The organism is Lacticaseibacillus sp. YLM2-1 (assembly GCF_056583465.1).
This window is the reverse complement of the sequence record NZ_CM152617.1, coordinates 2,509,116-2,528,646: the sequence shown is the minus strand read 5'-3', so window position 1 is coordinate 2,528,646 and position 19,531 is coordinate 2,509,116. Positions and strand designations below refer to the sequence as shown.

Annotated in this window: 12 protein-coding genes, 10 tRNA genes and 3 rRNA genes; all 25 read left to right on the top strand. The window is 48.7% G+C overall.

Features of this window, described 5'->3' with window-relative positions; all coding sequences use genetic code 11:
* The first annotated feature begins 83 nt into the window (after nt 1-83).
* Nucleotides 84-1,661, top strand: a complete 1,578-nt coding sequence (locus AC07KQ_RS12255) for a polysaccharide biosynthesis protein (protein WP_003567637.1) — start codon at nt 84-86, stop codon at nt 1,659-1,661.
* Nucleotides 1,662-1,664: 3 nt separating this feature from the next.
* Nucleotides 1,665-1,928 carry an RNA-binding S4 domain-containing protein gene (locus AC07KQ_RS12250; RefSeq protein ID WP_003567635.1) on the top strand — a complete coding sequence of 88 codons (264 nt, stop codon included), beginning with the start codon at nt 1,665-1,667 and terminating at the stop codon, nt 1,926-1,928.
* A 99-nt stretch (nt 1,929-2,027) separates the two neighbouring features.
* A complete protein-coding gene (locus AC07KQ_RS12245; protein ID WP_003567632.1) occupies nt 2,028-2,429 on the top strand; it encodes an FtsB family cell division protein in 402 nt (133 codons plus the stop codon).
* Between the two features lie 355 nt (nt 2,430-2,784).
* Complete coding sequence (locus AC07KQ_RS12240; RefSeq protein WP_003567630.1) at nt 2,785-3,270, top strand: S1 domain-containing RNA-binding protein; 486 nt, start codon at nt 2,785-2,787, stop codon at nt 3,268-3,270.
* A 77-nt stretch (nt 3,271-3,347) separates the two neighbouring features.
* Nucleotides 3,348-4,658: a tRNA lysidine(34) synthetase TilS gene (gene tilS / locus AC07KQ_RS12235; protein WP_003567628.1), complete on the top strand. Its 1,311-nt coding sequence runs from the start codon at nt 3,348-3,350 to the stop codon at nt 4,656-4,658.
* On the top strand, nt 4,655-5,200 hold the full coding sequence (gene hpt / locus AC07KQ_RS12230) for a hypoxanthine phosphoribosyltransferase (RefSeq protein ID WP_003567626.1): 546 nt from the start codon (nt 4,655-4,657) through the stop codon (nt 5,198-5,200). The genes tilS and hpt overlap by 4 nt, the downstream gene beginning before the upstream one ends.
* 61 nt (nt 5,201-5,261) lie before the next feature.
* The gene (ftsH, locus tag AC07KQ_RS12225) at nt 5,262-7,409 is read left to right on the top strand and encodes an ATP-dependent zinc metalloprotease FtsH (protein WP_003567624.1); all 2,148 of its coding nucleotides are present in this window, start codon (nt 5,262-5,264) and stop codon (nt 7,407-7,409) included.
* Between the two features lie 407 nt (nt 7,410-7,816).
* The gene (locus tag AC07KQ_RS12220) at nt 7,817-8,716 is read left to right on the top strand and encodes a WxL domain-containing protein (protein WP_003567623.1); all 900 of its coding nucleotides are present in this window, start codon (nt 7,817-7,819) and stop codon (nt 8,714-8,716) included.
* Between the two features lie 256 nt (nt 8,717-8,972).
* Nucleotides 8,973-9,857: an Hsp33 family molecular chaperone HslO gene (gene hslO, locus AC07KQ_RS12215; RefSeq protein ID WP_003567621.1), complete on the top strand. Its 885-nt coding sequence runs from the start codon at nt 8,973-8,975 to the stop codon at nt 9,855-9,857.
* A 62-nt stretch (nt 9,858-9,919) separates the two neighbouring features.
* Complete coding sequence (dusB, locus tag AC07KQ_RS12210) at nt 9,920-10,921, top strand: tRNA dihydrouridine synthase DusB (RefSeq protein ID WP_003567619.1); 1,002 nt, start codon at nt 9,920-9,922, stop codon at nt 10,919-10,921.
* A 139-nt stretch (nt 10,922-11,060) separates the two neighbouring features.
* Nucleotides 11,061-12,557, top strand: a complete 1,497-nt coding sequence (gene lysS, locus AC07KQ_RS12205) for a lysine--tRNA ligase (protein ID WP_003658719.1) — start codon at nt 11,061-11,063, stop codon at nt 12,555-12,557.
* 416 nt (nt 12,558-12,973) lie between these two features.
* Nucleotides 12,974-14,543, top strand: a 16S ribosomal RNA gene (locus AC07KQ_RS12200).
* An 86-nt stretch (nt 14,544-14,629) separates the two neighbouring features.
* Nucleotides 14,630-14,703, top strand: a tRNA-Ile gene (locus AC07KQ_RS12195).
* 34 nt (nt 14,704-14,737) lie between these two features.
* Nucleotides 14,738-14,810 (top strand) — tRNA-Ala (locus AC07KQ_RS12190).
* 160 nt (nt 14,811-14,970) lie between these two features.
* A 23S ribosomal RNA gene (locus AC07KQ_RS12185) occupies nt 14,971-17,888 on the top strand.
* A gap of 122 nt (nt 17,889-18,010) precedes the next feature.
* Nucleotides 18,011-18,127: ribosomal RNA gene (rrf, locus tag AC07KQ_RS12180) — 5S ribosomal RNA — on the top strand.
* The 16S, 23S and 5S rRNA genes sit together here with 10 tRNA genes alongside, the layout of an rRNA operon.
* An 8-nt stretch (nt 18,128-18,135) precedes the next feature.
* Nucleotides 18,136-18,208 (top strand) — tRNA-Val (locus tag AC07KQ_RS12175).
* Between the two features lie 2 nt (nt 18,209-18,210).
* Nucleotides 18,211-18,283, top strand: a tRNA-Lys gene (locus tag AC07KQ_RS12170).
* Between the two features lie 17 nt (nt 18,284-18,300).
* Nucleotides 18,301-18,383, top strand: a tRNA-Leu gene (locus tag AC07KQ_RS12165).
* A 75-nt stretch (nt 18,384-18,458) separates the two neighbouring features.
* Nucleotides 18,459-18,530, top strand: a tRNA-Gly gene (locus AC07KQ_RS12160).
* An 11-nt stretch (nt 18,531-18,541) separates the two neighbouring features.
* Nucleotides 18,542-18,627 (top strand) — tRNA-Leu (locus AC07KQ_RS12155).
* Between the two features lie 11 nt (nt 18,628-18,638).
* Nucleotides 18,639-18,712, top strand: a tRNA-Arg gene (locus AC07KQ_RS12150).
* A gap of 49 nt (nt 18,713-18,761) precedes the next feature.
* Nucleotides 18,762-18,833, top strand: a tRNA-Gly gene (locus AC07KQ_RS12145).
* A 4-nt stretch (nt 18,834-18,837) separates the two neighbouring features.
* A tRNA-Pro gene (locus AC07KQ_RS12140) sits at nt 18,838-18,911 on the top strand.
* 125 nt (nt 18,912-19,036) lie between these two features.
* Complete coding sequence (locus AC07KQ_RS12135) at nt 19,037-19,504, top strand: CtsR family transcriptional regulator (protein ID WP_003567591.1); 468 nt, start codon at nt 19,037-19,039, stop codon at nt 19,502-19,504.
* The last annotated feature ends 27 nt before the right edge of the window (nt 19,505-19,531 follow it).

Below are 19,531 nucleotides of genomic sequence, written 5' to 3'. Positions count from 1 at the left end.
CAACTTGGCTGTGATGACATGCCAATGATCAATCAGCTCAAGCAGACTTCGGTGTCAGTGGATATAGTGATAGGAGGGCTCCCATGCACAACCAAGAAATGAAGCACTTGATGCGCGGCGCGTGGATTTTGAGCCTGAGCTCACTAATCGCCAAAATACTCAGTGCCGTTTATCGGGTACCGTTCCAAAACATGGTAGGTGACACCGGCTTCTATGCCTATCAACAGATTTACCCGATTTACGGATTAGGCATGACATTCGCTTTGTCCGGGTTCCCGGTTTATATTTCTAAACTAGTTGCTGAAGCGGATAGCGATGAGGCCAAGCTAACAGTCGCGCACCAAAGCCGCGTGATTTTAACATGGATCTCGTGGGCATTGTTTTTAGGCCTGCAAATCTTTGGTGGCGTGATCGCGCAAGCCATGGCAGATCCGGAATTGCTGCCGTTGATTCAAACGGTGGCTTTCATGTTCTTGACGATGCCGTTGCTGGCCACAGGCCGCGGTTATTTTCAAGGCACTTTTGATATGGCTAAAACAGCCACTAGTCAGGTTGTTGAGCAAGTCGTGCGTGTTGCTGTGATTCTGCTAGCAGCTTGGTGGTTTTTGCAATATCATTGGAGCGTTTATCAGATGGGTGCTGTGGCAATGACCGGTGCATTCTTCGGCGGCGCGGCGGCTGCATTGACGTTATGGCGGCCATATCGGCAAGTGTTTGGTCAGCAGAACTTTCGTTTTCCGGGGATGCAGGCTTATGTACGTCTCATTAGCCGGTTTGTCCGTGAAGGCGGGGCGATCACACTTTACGCAGCTTTGTTGATTTTGTTGCAGCTGATTGATAGCTTTACGGTTACAAAAGGGCTCACAGCTTCAGGTATCGCCATGGTGACTGCGAAAAGTCTTAAAGGGGTTTATGACCGGGCACAGCCTTTAGTGCAATTGGGCCTTGTAGTAGCGGCATCCTTGTCGACAACGCTTTTACCGAGTCTGACTCAGGCGCGCCAAGCCCGCCAGCGCCGTCAGTTTATTCGCAGCGGTGCCGAATTGGTGCATTTTAATTTAGCATTCGCATTGGCGGCGACAGCTGGCTTGATTGTTTTGATGCCGGCTATTGATTTGCTGCTATTTGGAGACACAGCCGGGACATTTGCGCTGCAACTATATGCGGTTGCTATTGTCGTTGTCGCCATGATCAATGCCTATAATGCTATTTTGCAAAGTCTTGATCAGTATGCCGGCATTAGCGTCGCGCTGTTGCTAGGCATATTGCTTAAAGCCGTCATCAACCAGCCGCTTGTCGTGAAGTTCGGTACTGCCGGGGCAAGTGGCGCAACGATCCTCTCACTGGGCTTGATCCTTTGCTTGATTTATTATGCAGTTCCTGAGACGATCAAAGGTGCTAGTGCCATCCGTCTGTTCGTCCCTAAGTTAATCATCGTGACCGGTATCATGGCCGCGGCAGTCTACGCCGCTGTCGGTTGGATTCCGTTAAGCTCCCGGATGGTGGCAGCGGGTGTGACAGTCGTTGGGGTATTACTTGGAGTCATCATTTTCTTAGCCGCAGGGACTTGGCTTAAAATGCTAACGCTGCGAGAAATGCTCGATTTGCCAGGCGGTAAACTATATATGAAGTTCTTACAACGGATAAAGCGAGGTAATTAAGTTATGCGATTAGATAAGTTTTTAAAAGTCTCTCGAATTATTAAGCGGCGCACAGTTGCCAAAGAAATTGCCGATAAAGGGCGAATTATGATCAATGATAAACCAGCTAAGTCAAGCTCTGATGTTCGTGTAGGGGATACGTTAGTGATTAACTTTGGCAACAAGACGCTTACTGTCCGAGCGGATGATTTGGTTGAAACCACCAAGAAAAATGACGCAGCGGGGATGTACACGGTTTTGAAAGAGGATTATAAAGAAACATTTTAATACGTATTTATTGGCTCGCAGCCCTCGGGATTTGTTATACTTGATTTATTGATTTACGGATGTAAGTAAATGGCTGGTGAAAAACGAAGGTGCGGTCAAATGGCAAAGAACAATATCAGTCAATTGAATAATGCGTATACGCGTGAGCACGAACAAAAGCACAAGCGTACGCCCAATCCACGGGCGCACGCCGTACATATGAAGCGGATTCGGAATCTGTTGATCGTGATTGTCGCCATTTTGGGGTTCGGCGGGCTTAGTTTAGTTCGAACGCAAATGGCGTTAGGAGAGACAAACCACGCCGTCCAAAAAGCGAAGGGCAGTTTGACAAAATTAAAAGCCAACAAGTCAGCCCTCAAGGTTCAGGTCGACCAACTGCACAATGATGACTACACGGCTAAGCTGATTCGCGAAAAATATCTCTATTCAAAGCAAGGAGAGATTATTTTTAACTTGCCTGATAAGGTCAACAAGGTTCCGGATTTGAATGTGAATCAGTGATTTGGACAGCTAAATAGAAAGGCTAGGCTCTGGACGCTGTTGCATCTAAAACGCGCTCACAGACCCAGAAACCTGCACATAAGGACCTCAAGCCTAAATGGCTAAAGCCCAACCATTTAGGCTTGAGGCCACTTATGTTCCGGTTTCTAACCGGGCCTGTTCGCGCTCTTGCTTAAACGCGCTCGCCAGCCCAGAAACCTGCGTGTAAGGACTTTGGTTGCAATGGCCAAAACCCGGTCATCACGACCCAAGCCACTTACACTCCGGTTTCTAACCGGGCTGGCTCGCGCTCTTGCGTCGGTTTTCTGCCGTGCTATACTAATAGGTACATTTAACTAGGAGGACTTCTTTTTTTATGGCAGTTGAAGTTGGTACGAAAGTGACTGGTAAGGTCACCGGGATCACAAAATTCGGTGCTTTTGTCGAATTAGGCGATGGCAAGACCGGATTGGTACATATCAGCGAGGTCTCTGATGCTTATGTCAAAGATATTCATGATGTGCTGCATGTTGGCGAACCGGTGACGGTGAAAGTACTTTCGATCCAAGATGGTAAGATTGGCCTGTCTATCCGGAAAGCGGTCGATAAACCGCAGCAAAGTGAACACGAAAATAGTCATCGGGAGAGTCATCATACACCATCTGCGCGGCCAAGCGGCAATCGCTATCAAGGCGGTGCGCGTAGTGGCGGGGGCAATCATTTTGGACACAAAGCACAACCATCCAAAGATGATTTTGATGCGATGATGTCAGGATATTTGAAGGAAAGCGAAGATCGATTAAGCGTTCTTCGCCGCAATACCGAGGGTAAACGCGGCGGCCGTGGTGGTCGCCGCAGTTAAAAATCGGGTCTGGAACAAAGCACATTTTGTTCTAGGCCCATTTTCTTGGTTTCTGCAGGATTGCGTGGAGGATGCCCATGAGCCCGAAACTTTTTCAACGATTTGGCTTTGCACCGCATACTCGTGTGCTCGTGGCGGTTTCTGGCGGCGTGGATTCGATGGTGTTGTTGAACCTGGCTGTCAAAGCAGCTGACTTAGATGTGGTGGTGGCAACCTTCGATCATCGCCTGCGACCAGAGAGTCAGCAGGAACAAGCCTTTGTTGTCGCCGCTGCCCAACAATTGCAGGTGCCAGTGGTGACTGGACAATGGCGGCGATCTGATGGGCAGCCAACCAGTGAAGCGGCCGCTCGGCAAGCACGCTATGCCTTCTTAGCCGCGACTGCCGCTGAGCAGCATGCTGAGGTTGTCATGACAGCTCATCATGCTGATGATCAACTTGAAACAATTTTGTTTCGGCTGGCGCGCTCTGGCGATCCGGCCGCGTTAATCGGTATTCGCGCTGATCGAACTTGGCATGGACGCCGGTTAGTGCGGCCATTATTGCCTTACAGCAAGGCGATGATTCGCTCCTATGCTGATCAGCACAACGTTAGGTTTTGCGAAGATTCCAGCAATGCTGATCCGCATTACGCAAGAAATCAGTTGCGTCATCAGGTCATTCCTGCATTCAAAAAACAAAACACGCAATTGCTGGCGCATATTCAAACATTCACGATGGAGCAGACTGGCCTATTAGCGTTGGCTGAAGCACAACTGGCTGAGTGGCTTCAACGCCTGCAGGTTGATGACGCAACGTTTAATTGGCGTGTCGCATCACCGCAGCCGGAAGCTGTTCAGCGTCTGCTATTAAAAAAAATACTGCAGCAATGGCAACCCAACGTTGATCGCCAGCTACTTTCGCCAGTTCTAGCGAGTCTAAGCGGGACAAAAGAGCGGCGGTTTGATCTGGGCGGCGGGATTTCAATTGCTGTCCAGAGTGAACAAATTGTTCGCTTAACGCGGCAGGCGCCAGTTAAACCGGTCACATTCACTAAGCTTGATCAGCAACATCGTACCACTCGTGGCATTTTCAGCCTGCAGACAAGCGTTGCTGCTGACAAAGGCACGCCGGTCAGAGTGAAACTGCCAATTACTTTGCGCACAAGGCAAGCTGGCGATGTTGTGCAATTACCCAATGGCGTGATTCAGAAACTGCGGCGTTTTTTGATTAACACAAAAATTCCAGCCTATCAGCGCGATCAATTATTGGTTTTAGCTCGGGGTCATCAAGTGTTTTGGGTTGAAGGTCAGCCTTTAGAACGATTGTCGGCCATAGATCAAACTGATATACTCCATGTTGTACTGGTGCAATCACCAGATGTTGACAAAAGTGAGGATAAATCATGAGTTCCGATATTTTGAAGGTGTTGTATTCTCAAGACGACATCCATGCCATCACGGCACGACTTGGCGCTGAGCTCAAGCACGATTATGCAGGGAAAAACCCCTTAGTGGTGTGCATTTTAAAAGGTGCCATCATGTTTATGACAGATCTTGTTCGTGAGATCGATGATTACATGGAACTCGACTTTATGGACGTTTCCAGCTATGGGGATGCGACCGAGTCTAGCGGTGAAGTCAAGATTATCAAGGACCTTGACGCCAGCGTGAAGGATCGGGACATCTTAATCGTAGAAGATATTGTTGATACCGGCCGGACTTTAAAATATCTGACCGACATTTTCAAAACGCGTCATGCGAAGTCGGTTCGTATTTGTGCGTTGATGGATAAGCCAGAAGGTCGCGTCGTTGATGTGCACGCCGATTACGTTGGGACAACTGTTCCTAACGAATTTGTGGTCGGTTATGGCTTAGATTATGCTGAACGTTATCGAAACCTGCCTTATATCGGTGTATTAAAACCGGAAATCTACGCAGCAAAATCCTGATCTGAATGTTGTGTTTGTGGTAGTATATAAGGTACTAATCGAATGTTGCCGGAGGTTCTAAATGAAGAAAAAACAAAACGGCCTGTTCAGTAGCACATTAACGTATATCATTATTTTTGTGCTATTGGTCACCGGTTTTGCGTATTATATGCGCGATAATGGGACAACATCGTCCCAAGAGATTGAAACCAGCACGTTCTTGTCGGAGTTGAAAAAAGACAACGTCAAGAGTTATTCACTCCAGCCATCTGGCGGAGTCTATAAGGTCAGTGGGGAATACAAGAAGGCACAGAAGTCTTCTAGTTCAAATAACTCGCTGAGTCTGTTTGGTAGTCAGAGCACCAAAGTCACGAAGTTTTCGACATATATTCCGACGAACGATGCGACTTTGAGCCAGATCCAAAAGGCAACCAGCGCTAACAATGTTAAAACCGACACGCAGGAAGAATCACAATCCGGCGTCTGGTTTAGCTTGCTGATTACGGTTGTGCCGATTGTGATCATGATGGTCTTCTTCTACATGATGATGAATCAGGCTGGCCAAGGCGGTGGTTCCGGGCGGGTGATGAGCTTTGGCAAATCACGGGCGAAGCAGGCAGATAAAAATGCCAACAAAGTTCGCTTCTCCGATGTGGCTGGTGCTGAAGAAGAGAAACAGGAACTGGTTGAAGTGGTTGAATTCCTGAAGGATCCGCGGAAATTCTCGGCATTAGGTGCTCGCATTCCAGCCGGGGTGCTTTTGGAAGGCCCTCCTGGTACTGGTAAAACCCTGCTTGCCAAAGCGGTTGCTGGTGAAGCTGGTGTGCCGTTCTTCTCAATTTCAGGTTCAGATTTCGTTGAAATGTTCGTCGGTGTCGGGGCTTCTCGTGTGCGTGATCTGTTTGATCAGGCTAAAAAGGCTGCTCCTTCCATCATCTTCATTGATGAAATTGATGCTGTCGGCCGCCAGCGTGGTGCCGGTATGGGCGGCGGCCACGATGAACGTGAGCAGACTTTGAACCAGTTACTGGTTGAAATGGACGGGTTTACCGGTAACGAAGGGGTTATCGTCATTGCCGCTACTAACCGTTCTGATGTGCTTGATCCTGCTTTGCTGCGTCCAGGTCGTTTTGACCGGAAGATTCTAGTTGGCCGACCGGATGTTAAGGGTCGTGAAGCCATCTTGAAAGTGCATGCGAAGAACAAGCCGCTTGCACCAAGTGTTGATCTTAAGGAAGTCGCTCGTCAGACGCCTGGTTTTGTCGGAGCTGATTTGGAAAACTTACTGAATGAAGCTGCCTTAGTCGCGGCCCGACGAAGTAAGAAGGCAATTGATGCCTCAGACGTGGACGAAGCCGAAGATCGGGTCATTGCTGGCCCAGCGAAGCGCGACCGCGTCATCAATCCGAAAGAACGGAATATGGTAGCGTTCCACGAAGCCGGACATGCCATTGTTGGTTTGGTCCTGAGCGATTCGCGGACAGTTCGAAAAGTCACGATCATTCCTCGTGGACGCGCTGGCGGTTATGCGATCATGCTGCCAAAGGATGATCAATTCCTACTTACCAAGAAGGAATTGACAGAACAAATCGTTGGACTCTTAGGTGGACGAACAGCTGAGGAAATTATCTTTGGCGTTGAGTCTACTGGGGCATCCAATGACTTTGAACAGGCAACTCAAATTGCCCGCAGTATGGTGACGCAGTATGGGATGTCCGATCGTCTCGGCACGGTTCAGCTTGAAACTGAAGGCCAACCGTTCCTGGGTGCACAATATGGTCAGACACCACCTTATTCTGAAACGACGGCTACAGCCATTGATGATGAAATTCGTCGCATTATCGACGATGCCCATAAACAGGCTCACGAAATCATTGAGGCCCACCGTGAACAGCATAAGTTGATTGCGGAAGCACTGCTTAAATACGAAACCTTGAATGAAAAGGAAATCCTCAGCTTGTTCAACGATGGCAAAATGCCTGCTCGTGACCAAGATGAATTTCCAAGTGAAAAGGCCGCTACTTTCGAGCAATCCAAAGCAGCCCTTGAACACAAAGATAAAGAAAAGCAAGCAGATGAAGAAGCCAGTGGTAAAACTGATTCACCACAATCTGGTGATCAGCAAGCCAGTGACGACGATACTGATTCTGATGAGGTTGAAAAGCCAGACGATACTTCGACTGACAATTCATCTTCAAACAACGATGATCAGCAGGGTCCGCAAGCTTAGATTTGAATGATTTGAAAAAGTCCTTCTTAGCAGAGATGCTGAGAAGGACTTTTTTCGTCTTCTCATGCCATGGCTAAATTCAAATGATGGCATGGCAGCAGGAAAAATCTCGTTAAGTATAGTTAAAAGGTGTGTCAGATTGCGCTAAAAAAATGACCGATCGATCTATTTTCGTTAATAATGAGGTTTTAATGCTTTTTATGAAAAGTGTTATATAACGAACTGTGAACCTTTGAAGAGGAAGGTTATCATATTTTAATAAATAATCATCTGGTTTTTGAAACTTGACACCTTACCTATGAAGTGCTGAAGCAATATATTCGTATCGTTAGATATTATATATAAAAATATTTGTTGTTTTTTGAGACTTCTACGATGTAAAAAATTTTAAGAAGAGGAATTTCAAAATGAAATTCACTAAAATGACAAGTGCGTTGGTCGCGGGTGCAACCTTACTTGCCGGTTTGGCAATCGCTGCCCCAGCGGCAACGCAAGCAGCTACTGTTGAAGGTAATGCAGGCGTTAACGGTGGTCAGGCACTACCGCAAGACGCCAAGACAACCGCGGGGATTTCCTTTAGTCAACTGCCGCCAACCGGTAACACCGGTTATCTGCGCCTGCAAATGGTTCCTAAGATTTTGGACTTTGGTAACCACGAACAGTTCTTCTCAGATTACCCGGTTTTCACTGCTGACGGACAAAACGCAGGGCGGGCTGACAATACTCGCTATCCAAGTTATAAGAGCGGTAATACAAACTTGACCGCTGTCCTTAATACTGATGACACCGCTTTGGCTAATGTTAAGGGCAAGGCTTGGACAACGGTTGTTGATAAGCAAACGACACGTACTGATGCTGAGAACGCTGAAGATAAAACTGGCCAAACTGACAGTAAAGCCGGGGATTGGACACTGAGCGTCAAGGCAGATGGCCCACTTTCATTGAAGGACGATAATGGTGCCGATACTGGCAAGACCATTGACAATGCGACATTGACCATGCTGAACACGGCTTATGGCCAGACTGGCAATGTCTACGGTTTGACCAACGAATCGCAAGATGATGGCTTCACGCCGGTTGGTGCATTGGTACCATTGACTGACATCAGCAAAACAACAACGATGACTTTGAGTGGCACTGACACCAATCATCAGGTTGCACATGCGGCTACAGGTGAAGGTGAAGGCGCTAACGTCTTTGGCTGGGACAAGACCAATATCAAACTGGTGCTGCCTAAGACATCAGTCGTTAATAACGGTACGTACGAAACCACGTTAACTTGGACTTTGGCAACAGGCCTGAACTAAATTCAAATGACATCTTAAGCTTTTCACTTGGCCGGTACATAGGCCGAACGTGACCAAAGCTTTGATTAGTAACAATCAATACCTCGCTGATAGAAAGGCGGGGTATTTTTTATGGAAAGAAATGGACAGAGCTTTGCGACAAATATAAAAGTTGTTTATCCACGCTTGTTCAGGCGACTACGATAGCCGCATCTTTTCAATAACACCCATCTCTGGTAAAATAGCCACGTTTACCTTTCAGAAAAGAGGACCCTACATGAGTGACTATATCGCGAGCGCATTGTCGCGTGATGAACATTTTCGAATTTTCGCTGCTGATGCGACTCAAACAGTGCGTGAAGCGCAGCGGCGCCATGATACTTGGAGCGCTTCATCGGCTGCACTTGGTCGGACGCTTGTTGCCACAGCATTGTTAGCGGCTTCCGGGCTGAAAAACGCAGACGATATGTTGACGGTTCGCATTAAAGGCGACGGTCCCGTTGGCGCACTCGTCACGGATGGTACCAATGTTGGCACAGTACGCGGCTATGTTGAAGAACCGCACGTTAACTTGCCGCTGAATCTGGTCGGTAAAATCGACGTTGCGCGGGCTGTTGGCAAACGTGGCTTACTAGCAGTGACGAAAGACATTGGCGTCGGCGATCCTTTCACTGGGCAAGTTCCTTTGGTTTCTGGTGAGTTGGCAGAAGATTTTACCTATTATTTAGCCAAGTCAGAGCAAATTCCGGCTGCAGTTGGCCTGTCAGTCTTCGTCAATGCCGACAACTCGATTCAGGTGGCCGGCGGTTTCATGTTGCAAGCCTTGCCTGGTGCCAACGATGCGGAGCTCTCTAAACTTGAAGCCAACGTCAAAACATTACCGTTGGTTTCTGAATTATTAAAAAGCGGCCTGACACCAGAGCAAATTATTCAGCGAATTGCCGGTGACGAACCAGTCCAATTTCTTGATGCGCAGCCGTTAAAATTTGCCTGCAATTGTTCAAAAGAACATTTTGGCGATATTATGGCAACTTTACCGCATGCTCAATTACAGGAAATGATTGATCAGGACGGTGGTGCAGAAACCACGTGCAAGTTCTGTGGCAATCAATATCATTATAGTGTGGCGGACTTGGAAGCCTTGATGGCCCGACACGAATAGTTGCAGTTGACACTTATTTTAAGTAAAGTTAGCAAGGCGCAAGCAAGAAAGAGGTGGCCTGTATGTGGCATATTGCCGATGTTGAAATTCCGAATCGCTTAGTTGTCGCACCAATGGCGGGTGTGACTAACGCGGCCTTTCGGGTAACGGCTAAAGAATTCGGTGCCGGGTTAGTGGTCTGTGAAATGATCAGCGACCGTGGGATCATGTATAAAAACGAAAAAACTCTGAATATGTTATTTGTAGATCCGCGTGAACATCCGATTTCTATTCAGATTTTTGGCGGTACCAAAGAGACTTTAGTGAATGCGGCTAAGTTTGTGGACCAAAACACGGCAGCCGACATCATTGACATCAACATGGGGTGCCCAGTCCCTAAAGTGACGAAGACAGATGCCGGGGCGCACTGGCTGCTGGATCCTGAAAAAGTTTATGAAATGGTTGCAGCTGTAACAGATGCCGTCTCTAAACCAGTGACAGTCAAAATGCGGACTGGCTGGGACGAGAAGCATGTCTATGCTGTTCAGAATGCCCTAGCTGCAGAACGGGGCGGTGCCGCGGCGCTTGCCATGCATGGTCGTACCCGTAAACAGCTTTATTCTGGTCATGCGGACTGGAACATTTTGAAAGAAGTGAAGCAGCACCTCACGATTCCGTTCATGGGCAACGGTGACGTTCGTACCCCGCAAGATGCTAAGCGGATGTTAGACGAGGTTGGTGCTGATGCTGTTATGGTTGGCCGTGCGGCATTAGGTAATCCGTGGGTATTGAAACAGATGTCGGCTTATCTGGAAGACGGCGAATTGATCCCGGAACCAACACCGCGCGAGAAAATTGCGACAGCAAAGCTGCAATTACAACGGCTGGTTGACCTTCATGGCGAACATCAGGCCGTTCGGGAATTTCGGATGCAGGCAGCTTACTACTTGAAGGGAATTCCGCGCTCGGCTAAAACCAAAGCCGCGGTGAACATGGTTGATACGCAGGCAGAGGTTGATCACATCTTTGATGATTTTGTTGAACAAACCGAAGAGCGCGCCCGCGAACGGCAAGCTAAAGCATAAATTAGCATTGTTTCATTGACACACGCCTGTCCGCTTTTGCTGGTCAGTGACGAGTGTCTTTTTCTTAGAGTAGGTTGCTTTTTGGATGTAAAATTGTCATCATCAAAGAGTGGTAAAAATTGAAACGGAGGAACATGTGTTGGCTAAGGATAACGGACAGCAACCAGAAATGAATGACCAAATGATTGCGCGGCGAGAAAAGATGGAAGCCTTGCGTGAAGCGGGCATCGATCCATTCGGGCACCGATTTGACCGGACCCATACCGCAGCGAAAGTACGCGAAGAATTCGGTGAAGATGATAAAGAGACACTGTTGGATGAAAAACCAGAAGTGACAATTGCCGGCCGGATGATGTCTAAACGTGGCAAAGGCAAGGTTGGATTTGCGGATATTCGTGATCGTAGCGGGAAGATGCAGATCTATGTACGTAAAGATGTCGTTGGCGATGACAACTACATGATCTTCAAAAAGGCCGATCTTGGCGATATTCTTGGTATCAGCGGTGAAGTCATGAAAACTGATTCTGGCGAGCTGACGGTTAAAGCCAACCATGTGACCCATCTTGCTAAGGCACTCCGCCCATTACCTGATAAGTGGCATGGTCTGACCGATGTCGAGCAAAAGTATCGGAAACGTTACCTTGATCTTATTTCTAATGAGGACAGCTTTGATCGTTTTGTTAAGCGAACCAAGATTGTCAGTGCTGTCCGTGAATACTTGGACAACAATGGTTTCTTGGAAGTCGAGACACCAGTCTTACACAATCAGGCTGGCGGGGCGAATGCTCGTCCATTCGTGACTCATCACAATGCACTTGATATTGATTTATATTTGCGGATTGCTCTTGAACTGCACTTAAAGCGTCTAATTGTTGGCGGCATGGAACGTGTTTATGAAATTGGCCGAGTTTTTCGGAATGAGGGGATTGATACCAAGCATAATCCCGAGTTCACTGAACTTGAAACTTATGCCGCCTACTGGGATTTGACAGATGTTATGACCGAAACTGAAGGGATTTTCCGGTTTGCTGCGCATAAGGTGCTAGATACCGGGAAGCTCACCTATCAGGGAATGGCGATTGATCTGGACGCACCGTTTGCCCGAATTAATATGTTGGACGCCATTAAAGACAAGACTGGCGTGGACTTCTGGCCTGAAATGAGTGTCGATGATGCGCGTAAACTTGCCGATGAACATGATGTTCACTATGAACCTTATTGGAAGGTGGGCCATATTATCAGTGCCTTCTTCGATCAGTTTGTCGAAGAGACGCTCATTCAGCCGACCTTCATCACGGGCCATCCAATCGAGGTTTCACCACTGGCAAAGAAGAATCCAAAAGATCCGCGGTTTGTTGAACGTTTTGAACTATTTGTTGGTGGCGGTGAATACGCCAATGCCTTTACAGAATTAAACGATCCAATTGATCAACGCCAGCGTTTTGAGGCGCAGGCAGCTGAAAAGAGTGCTGGTAATGACGAAGCACAAGGTATCGATGACGATTACGTTGAAGCTTTGGAATACGGCATGCCGCCAACTGGTGGTCTCGGAATCGGGATTGATCGCTTAGTCATGTTGCTGACTGATGCACCATCCATTCGCGATGTCCTTTTGTTCCCAACATTGCGGCCATAACCAATCATGATATGTCGCCCTTGTGGCGGCATTTTTTATTTTCCGAAAGATATGACGGCCACCAGGATATAAGTAGCACAAATCACGGATAATATTGTGCTATTATTCGCTAACATTCGGAGAGTGATTTTTAATTGAAAAAGTTGTTGACGATGGCGCAAACCGTTGGTATGATAAAAAGCGTCGTAAATGAGCAACAACGATTACCGATCAGGTATGAAAAAAAGTTATTGACAAGCATTGATTGCTTGTGATAATATATCAAAGTTGTCTTTTGACAAGGTCGTCCTTTGAAAACTGAACAAAGTTTCGTTTAAATGTGCAGGGTCCTTGGTACTTCGGTACCGAGGCAAAAAGTAACATTTGCGAAGTCAATTCGCTAGAACAACAAATCGAGCTATTCGAACAGCTCATATTTATATGAGAGTTTGATCCTGGCTCAGGATGAACGCTGGCGGCGTGCCTAATACATGCAAGTCGAACGAGTTCTCGTTGATGATCGGTGCTTGCACCGAGATTCAACATGGAACGAGTGGCGGACGGGTGAGTAACACGTGGGTAACCTGCCCTTAAGTGGGGGATAACATTTGGAAACAGATGCTAATACCGCATAGATCCAAGAACCGCATGGTTCTTGGCTGAAAGATGGCGTAAGCTATCGCTTTTGGATGGACCCGCGGCGTATTAGCTAGTTGGTGAGGTAATGGCTCACCAAGGCGATGATACGTAGCCGAACTGAGAGGTTGATCGGCCACATTGGGACTGAGACACGGCCCAAACTCCTACGGGAGGCAGCAGTAGGGAATCTTCCACAATGGACGCAAGTCTGATGGAGCAACGCCGCGTGAGTGAAGAAGGCTTTCGGGTCGTAAAACTCTGTTGTTGGAGAAGAATGGTCGGCAGAGTAACTGTTGTCGGCGTGACGGTATCCAACCAGAAAGCCACGGCTAACTACGTGCCAGCAGCCGCGGTAATACGTAGGTGGCAAGCGTTATCCGGATTTATTGGGCGTAAAGCGAGCGCAGGCGGTTTTTTAAGTCTGATGTGAAAGCCCTCGGCTTAACCGAGGAAGCGCATCGGAAACTGGGAAACTTGAGTGCAGAAGAGGACAGTGGAACTCCATGTGTAGCGGTGAAATGCGTAGATATATGGAAGAACACCAGTGGCGAAGGCGGCTGTCTGGTCTGTAACTGACGCTGAGGCTCGAAAGCATGGGTAGCGAACAGGATTAGATACCCTGGTAGTCCATGCCGTAAACGATGAATGCTAGGTGTTGGAGGGTTTCCGCCCTTCAGTGCCGCAGCTAACGCATTAAGCATTCCGCCTGGGGAGTACGACCGCAAGGTTGAAACTCAAAGGAATTGACGGGGGCCCGCACAAGCGGTGGAGCATGTGGTTTAATTCGAAGCAACGCGAAGAACCTTACCAGGTCTTGACATCTTTTGATCACCTGAGAGATCAGGTTTCCCCTTCGGGGGCAAAATGACAGGTGGTGCATGGTTGTCGTCAGCTCGTGTCGTGAGATGTTGGGTTAAGTCCCGCAACGAGCGCAACCCTTATGACTAGTTGCCAGCATTTAGTTGGGCACTCTAGTAAGACTGCCGGTGACAAACCGGAGGAAGGTGGGGATGACGTCAAATCATCATGCCCCTTATGACCTGGGCTACACACGTGCTACAATGGATGGTACAACGAGTTGCGAGACCGCGAGGTCAAGCTAATCTCTTAAAGCCATTCTCAGTTCGGACTGTAGGCTGCAACTCGCCTACACGAAGTCGGAATCGCTAGTAATCGCGGATCAGCACGCCGCGGTGAATACGTTCCCGGGCCTTGTACACACCGCCCGTCACACCATGAGAGTTTGTAACACCCGAAGCCGGTGGCGTAACCCTTTTAGGGAGCGAGCCGTCTAAGGTGGGACAAATGATTAGGGTGAAGTCGTAACAAGGTAGCCGTAGGAGAACCTGCGGCTGGATCACCTCCTTTCTAAGGAAACAGACTGAAAGTCTGACGGAAACCTGCACATACGAAACTTTGTTTAGTTTTGAGAGGATAACCTCTTCACGCCTATCGGGCCTATAGCTCAGTTGGTTAGAGCGCACGCTTGATAAGCGTGAGGTCGATGGTTCAAGTCCATCTAGGCCCATCAAGCGTACGCTTGTTAATTGAACAACCCTTATGGGGGATTAGCTCAGCTGGGAGAGCGCCTGCTTTGCAAGCAGGAGGTCATCGGTTCGATCCCGTTATCCTCCATTGGCCGAAAGGCCAATGACCGACGAAAGTCGGCTACTTTGTTCTTTGAAAACTGGATATCATTGTATTAATTGTTTTAAATTGCCGAGAACACAGCGTATTTGTATGAGTTTCTGAAAAAGAAATTCGCATCGCATAACCGCTGACGCAAGTCAGTACAGGTTAAGTTACAAAGGGCGCACGGTGGATGCCTTGGCACTAGGAGCCGATGAAGGACGGAACTAATACCGATATGCTTCGGGGAGCTATAAGTAAGCTTTGATCCGGAGATTTCCGAATGGGGGAACCCAGTACACATCAGTGTATTGCTTGTCAGTGAATACATAGCTGGCCGGCGGCAGACGCGGGGAACTGAAACATCTCAGTACCCGCAGGAAGAGAAAGAAAACTCGATTCCCATAGTAGCGGCGAGCGAAGTGGGAAGAGCCCAAACCGAGAAGCTTGCTTCTCGGGGTTGTAGGACTGGACATTGGAGTTACCAAAGTCCGACGTAGTCGAAGTCAGCTGGAAAGCTGCGCCACAGAAGGTGAAAGCCCTGTAAGCGAAACGTCGAACCCTCCGTCCAGGATCCTGAGTACGGCGGAACACGTGAAATTCCGTCGGAATCCGGGAGGACCATCTCCCAAGGCTAAATACTCCCTAGTGACCGATAGTGAACCAGTACCGTGAGGGAAAGGTGAAAAGCACCCCGGAAGGGGAGTGAAACAGTTCCTGAAACCGTGTGCCTACAATTAGTCAAAGCCCGTTAATGGGTAATGGCGTGCCTTTTGTAGAATGAACCGGCGAGTTACGTTTGCTTGCGAGGTTAAGATGAAAAGTCGGAGCCGTAGCGAAAGCGAGTCTGAACAGGGCGAATGAGTAAGCAGATGTAGACCCGAAACCAAGTGACCTACCCATGACCAGGTTGAAGGTGTGGTGAAACACACTGGAGGACCGAACCCATGTATGTTGAAAAATGCTGGGATGAGTTGTGGGTAGCGGTGAAATTCCAAACGAACTTGGAGATAGCTGGTTCTCTCCGAAATAGCTTTAGGGTTAGCCTCGGAGGATGGATCATGGAGGTAGAGCACTGTTTGAACTAGGGGCCCATCAAGGGTTACTGAATTCAGATAAACTCCGAATACCATCGATCTTACTCCGGGAGTCAGACAGTGAGCGATAAGGTCCATTGTCGAAAGGGGAACAGCCCAGATCACCAGTTAAGGTCCCTAAATTTATGCTAAGTGGAAAAGGATGTGGCGTTGCACAGACAACTAGGATGTTGGCTCAGAAGCAGCCACCATTTAAAGAGTGCGTAATAGCTCACTAGTCGAGTGGCACTGCGCCGAAAATATACCGGGGCTAAGCATAATACCGAAACTGTGGGTGCACCCGTAAGGGTGCGCGGTAGGAGAGCGTTCTAAGGGCGTTGAAGGTCGATCGTGAGGACGGCTGGAGCGCTTAGAAGTGAGAATGCCGGCATGAGTAGCGAAAGATCAGTGAGAATCTGATCCACCGTATGACTAAGGTTTCCTGGGGAAGGCTCGTCCTCCCAGGGTTAGTCGGGATCTAAGGCGAGGCCGAGAGGCGTAGTCGATGACAAGCAGGTTGAGATTCCTGCACTAGTTTATTTTGTTTAAGCGATGGAGGGACGCAGGAGGCTAAGGAAAGCGCACGGCTGGAAATGTGCGCCCAAGCAACAAGTCTGACAGCGAGTGAAATGCTTGCAGTCTTAAGGACAAGCTGTGATGGGGAGCGAAATTATAGTAGCGAAGTTCCTGATGTCACACTGCCAAGAAAAGCTTCTAGTGAGAAATAAACTACCCGTACCGCAAACCGACACAGGTAGTCGAGGAGAGTATCCTCAGGTGAGCGAGCGAACTCTCGTTAAGGAACTCGGCAAAATGACCCCGTAACTTCGGAAGAAGGGGTGCTGACCGCAAGGTCAGCCGCAGTGAATAGGCCCAAACAACTGTTTATCAAAAACACAGGTCTCTGCTAAATCGTAAGATGATGTATAGGGGCTGACGCCTGCCCGGTGCTGGAAGGTTAAGAGGATGAGTTAGCGCAAGCGAAGCCCAGAATTGAAGCCCCAGTAAACGGCGGCCGTAACTATAACGGTCCTAAGGTAGCGAAATTCCTTGTCGGGTAAGTTCCGACCCGCACGAAAGGCGTAATGATTTGGGCACTGTCTCAACGAGAGACTCGGTGAAATTATAGTACCCGTGAAGATGCGGGTTACCCGCGACAGGACGGAAAGACCCCATGGAGCTTTACTGTAGCTTGATATTGAGTGTTTGTACCGCTTGTACAGGATAGGTAGGAGCCGTAGAGATCGGAACGCTAGTTTCGATGGAGGCGTTGGTGGGATACTACCCTAGCTGTATGAACACTCTAACCCGCGCCACTAATCGTGGCGGGAGACAGTGTCAGGTAGGCAGTTTGACTGGGGCGGTCGCCTCCTAAAATGTAACGGAGGCGCCCAAAGGTTCCCTCAGAATGGTTGGAAATCATTCGCAGAGTGTAAAGGTATAAGGGAGCTTGACTGCGAGACTGACAAGTCGAGCAGGGACGAAAGTCGGGCTTAGTGATCCGGTGGTTCCGTATGGAAGGGCCATCGCTCAACGGATAAAAGCTACCCTGGGGATAACAGGCTTATCTCCCCCAAGAGTCCACATCGACGGGGAGGTTTGGCACCTCGATGTCGGCTCATCGCATCCTGGGGCTGTAGTCGGTCCCAAGGGTTGGGCTGTTCGCCCATTAAAGCGGTACGCGAGCTGGGTTCAGAACGTCGTGAGACAGTTCGGTCCCTATCCGTCGCGGGCGCAGGAAATTTGAGAGGAGCTGTCCTTAGTACGAGAGGACCGGGATGGACGTTCCGCTGGTGTACCAGTTGTGCCGCCAGGCGCATCGCTGGGTAGCTATGAACGGCAGGGATAAACGCTGAAAGCATCTAAGTGTGAAGCCCCCCTCGAGATGAGATTTCCCATTCCTATATGGAAGTAAGACCCCTGAGAGATGATCAGGTAGATAGGCTGGAAGTGGAAGTGCAGCGATGCATGGAGCGGACCAGTACTAATCGGTCGAGGACTTAACCAAGTAAGCGTGTTCGCAGGTGCAGGTTTCTGCGACTGCGAACACGTTTCGATGACAAGTACGTTAAGTTCAAGGCAGCAATTAAACAATGATAGCCAGTTTTGAGAGCGCAAAGTTCTCATAAGTGTGGTGGCGATAGCAAGAAGGATACACCTGTTCCCATGCCGAACACAGAAGTTAAGCTTCTTCACGCCGAGAGTAGTTGGTGGGAAACTGCCTGCGAGGGTAGGAAGCTGCCACGCTTACATATGGAGGATTAGCTCAGTTGGGAGAGCGTCTGCCTTACAAGCAGAGGGTCACAGGTTCGAGCCCTGTATCCTCCATTGAGCCGTTAGCTCAGTTGGTAGAGCAACTGACTTTTAATCAGTGGGTCGACAGTTCGAGCCTGTCACGGCTCATTTTTAACCCACCTTTTGCGGGTGTGGCGGAACTGGCAGACGCGCTAGATTTAGGTTCTAGTGGTTTTTGACCGTGGGGGTTCGAGTCCCTTCACCCGCATTGTACTGTGAAGTAAAAGCTCGGTTCCAATAGGTGGTTTTTTCTCCCCGGTCTCAATAATTGAATATGCGGTATGCGGAAGTAGTTCAGTGGTAGAACATCACCTTGCCATGGTGGGGGTCGCGGGTTCGAATCCCGTCTTCCGCTTTTCACTTTATGCCGGGGTGGCGGAATTGGCAGACGCACAGGACTTAAAATCCTGCGGTCAGTGATGACCGTACCGGTTCGATCCCGGTCCTCGGCATTTTGTTGAATGCACCCATAGCGCAATTGGATAGAGTGTCTGACTACGAATCAGAAGGTTGTAGGTTCGACTCCTACTGGGTGCATCATCGACCGCTACTAAGCTGGCGCCGATTAGAACTAAATACTCGGAATGCGGAAGTAGTTCAGTGGTAGAACATCACCTTGCCATGGTGGGGGTCGCGGGTTCGAATCCCGTCTTCCGCTTCCTCGGGAAGTAGCTCAGCTTGGTAGAGCACTACGTTCGGGACGTAGGGGTCGCAAGTTCGAATCTTGTCTTCCCGATTCTTGGATCACGAATAGTCGTGGTCTTTTTTTTGCGTTCAAAGTCATAAATTTGTATAAACGGACAGATGTCAGTATAATGTGTAATAGTCAAGATTGGTCAAAGTCAAAAAGGATTGAATGACATGCAGCGTGAGAACATTTCGGACATCATTGAAACCTATCTAAAAACGATATTGGCGCAAGAAGCGGCTGTTGAAATCAGACGCGCTGAAATTGCTCGTCGTTTCAATTGCGTACCTTCACAGATCAATTATGTGATCAAAACCAGATTCACACCTGCTCGCGGTTATATCGTAGAGAGCAAACGTGGTGGCGGTGGCTATATTCGAATCGTGAAGGTCAAATTGACAGATGATCAGGATCTCATTCAGATCATGCGACAGCATATTCCAAGTCGTTTGCGGATGCGGGATGCCCGAGATTTGATTCAGGAATTGTTTGATAACGGGTTGATCGCCCGCCAGTCTGGCAACCTGATGCTCGCGGTGATGGATCATGAGACGTTGGGCATCTTCGACCAAGGGGCAGAAGAGCATCTACGATCGCGTTTGTTCCTTGCATTTTTGGATCGTTTGCGGTATGAAAGATGAAACAGTTTATCATCAGTTTTTAAAAAA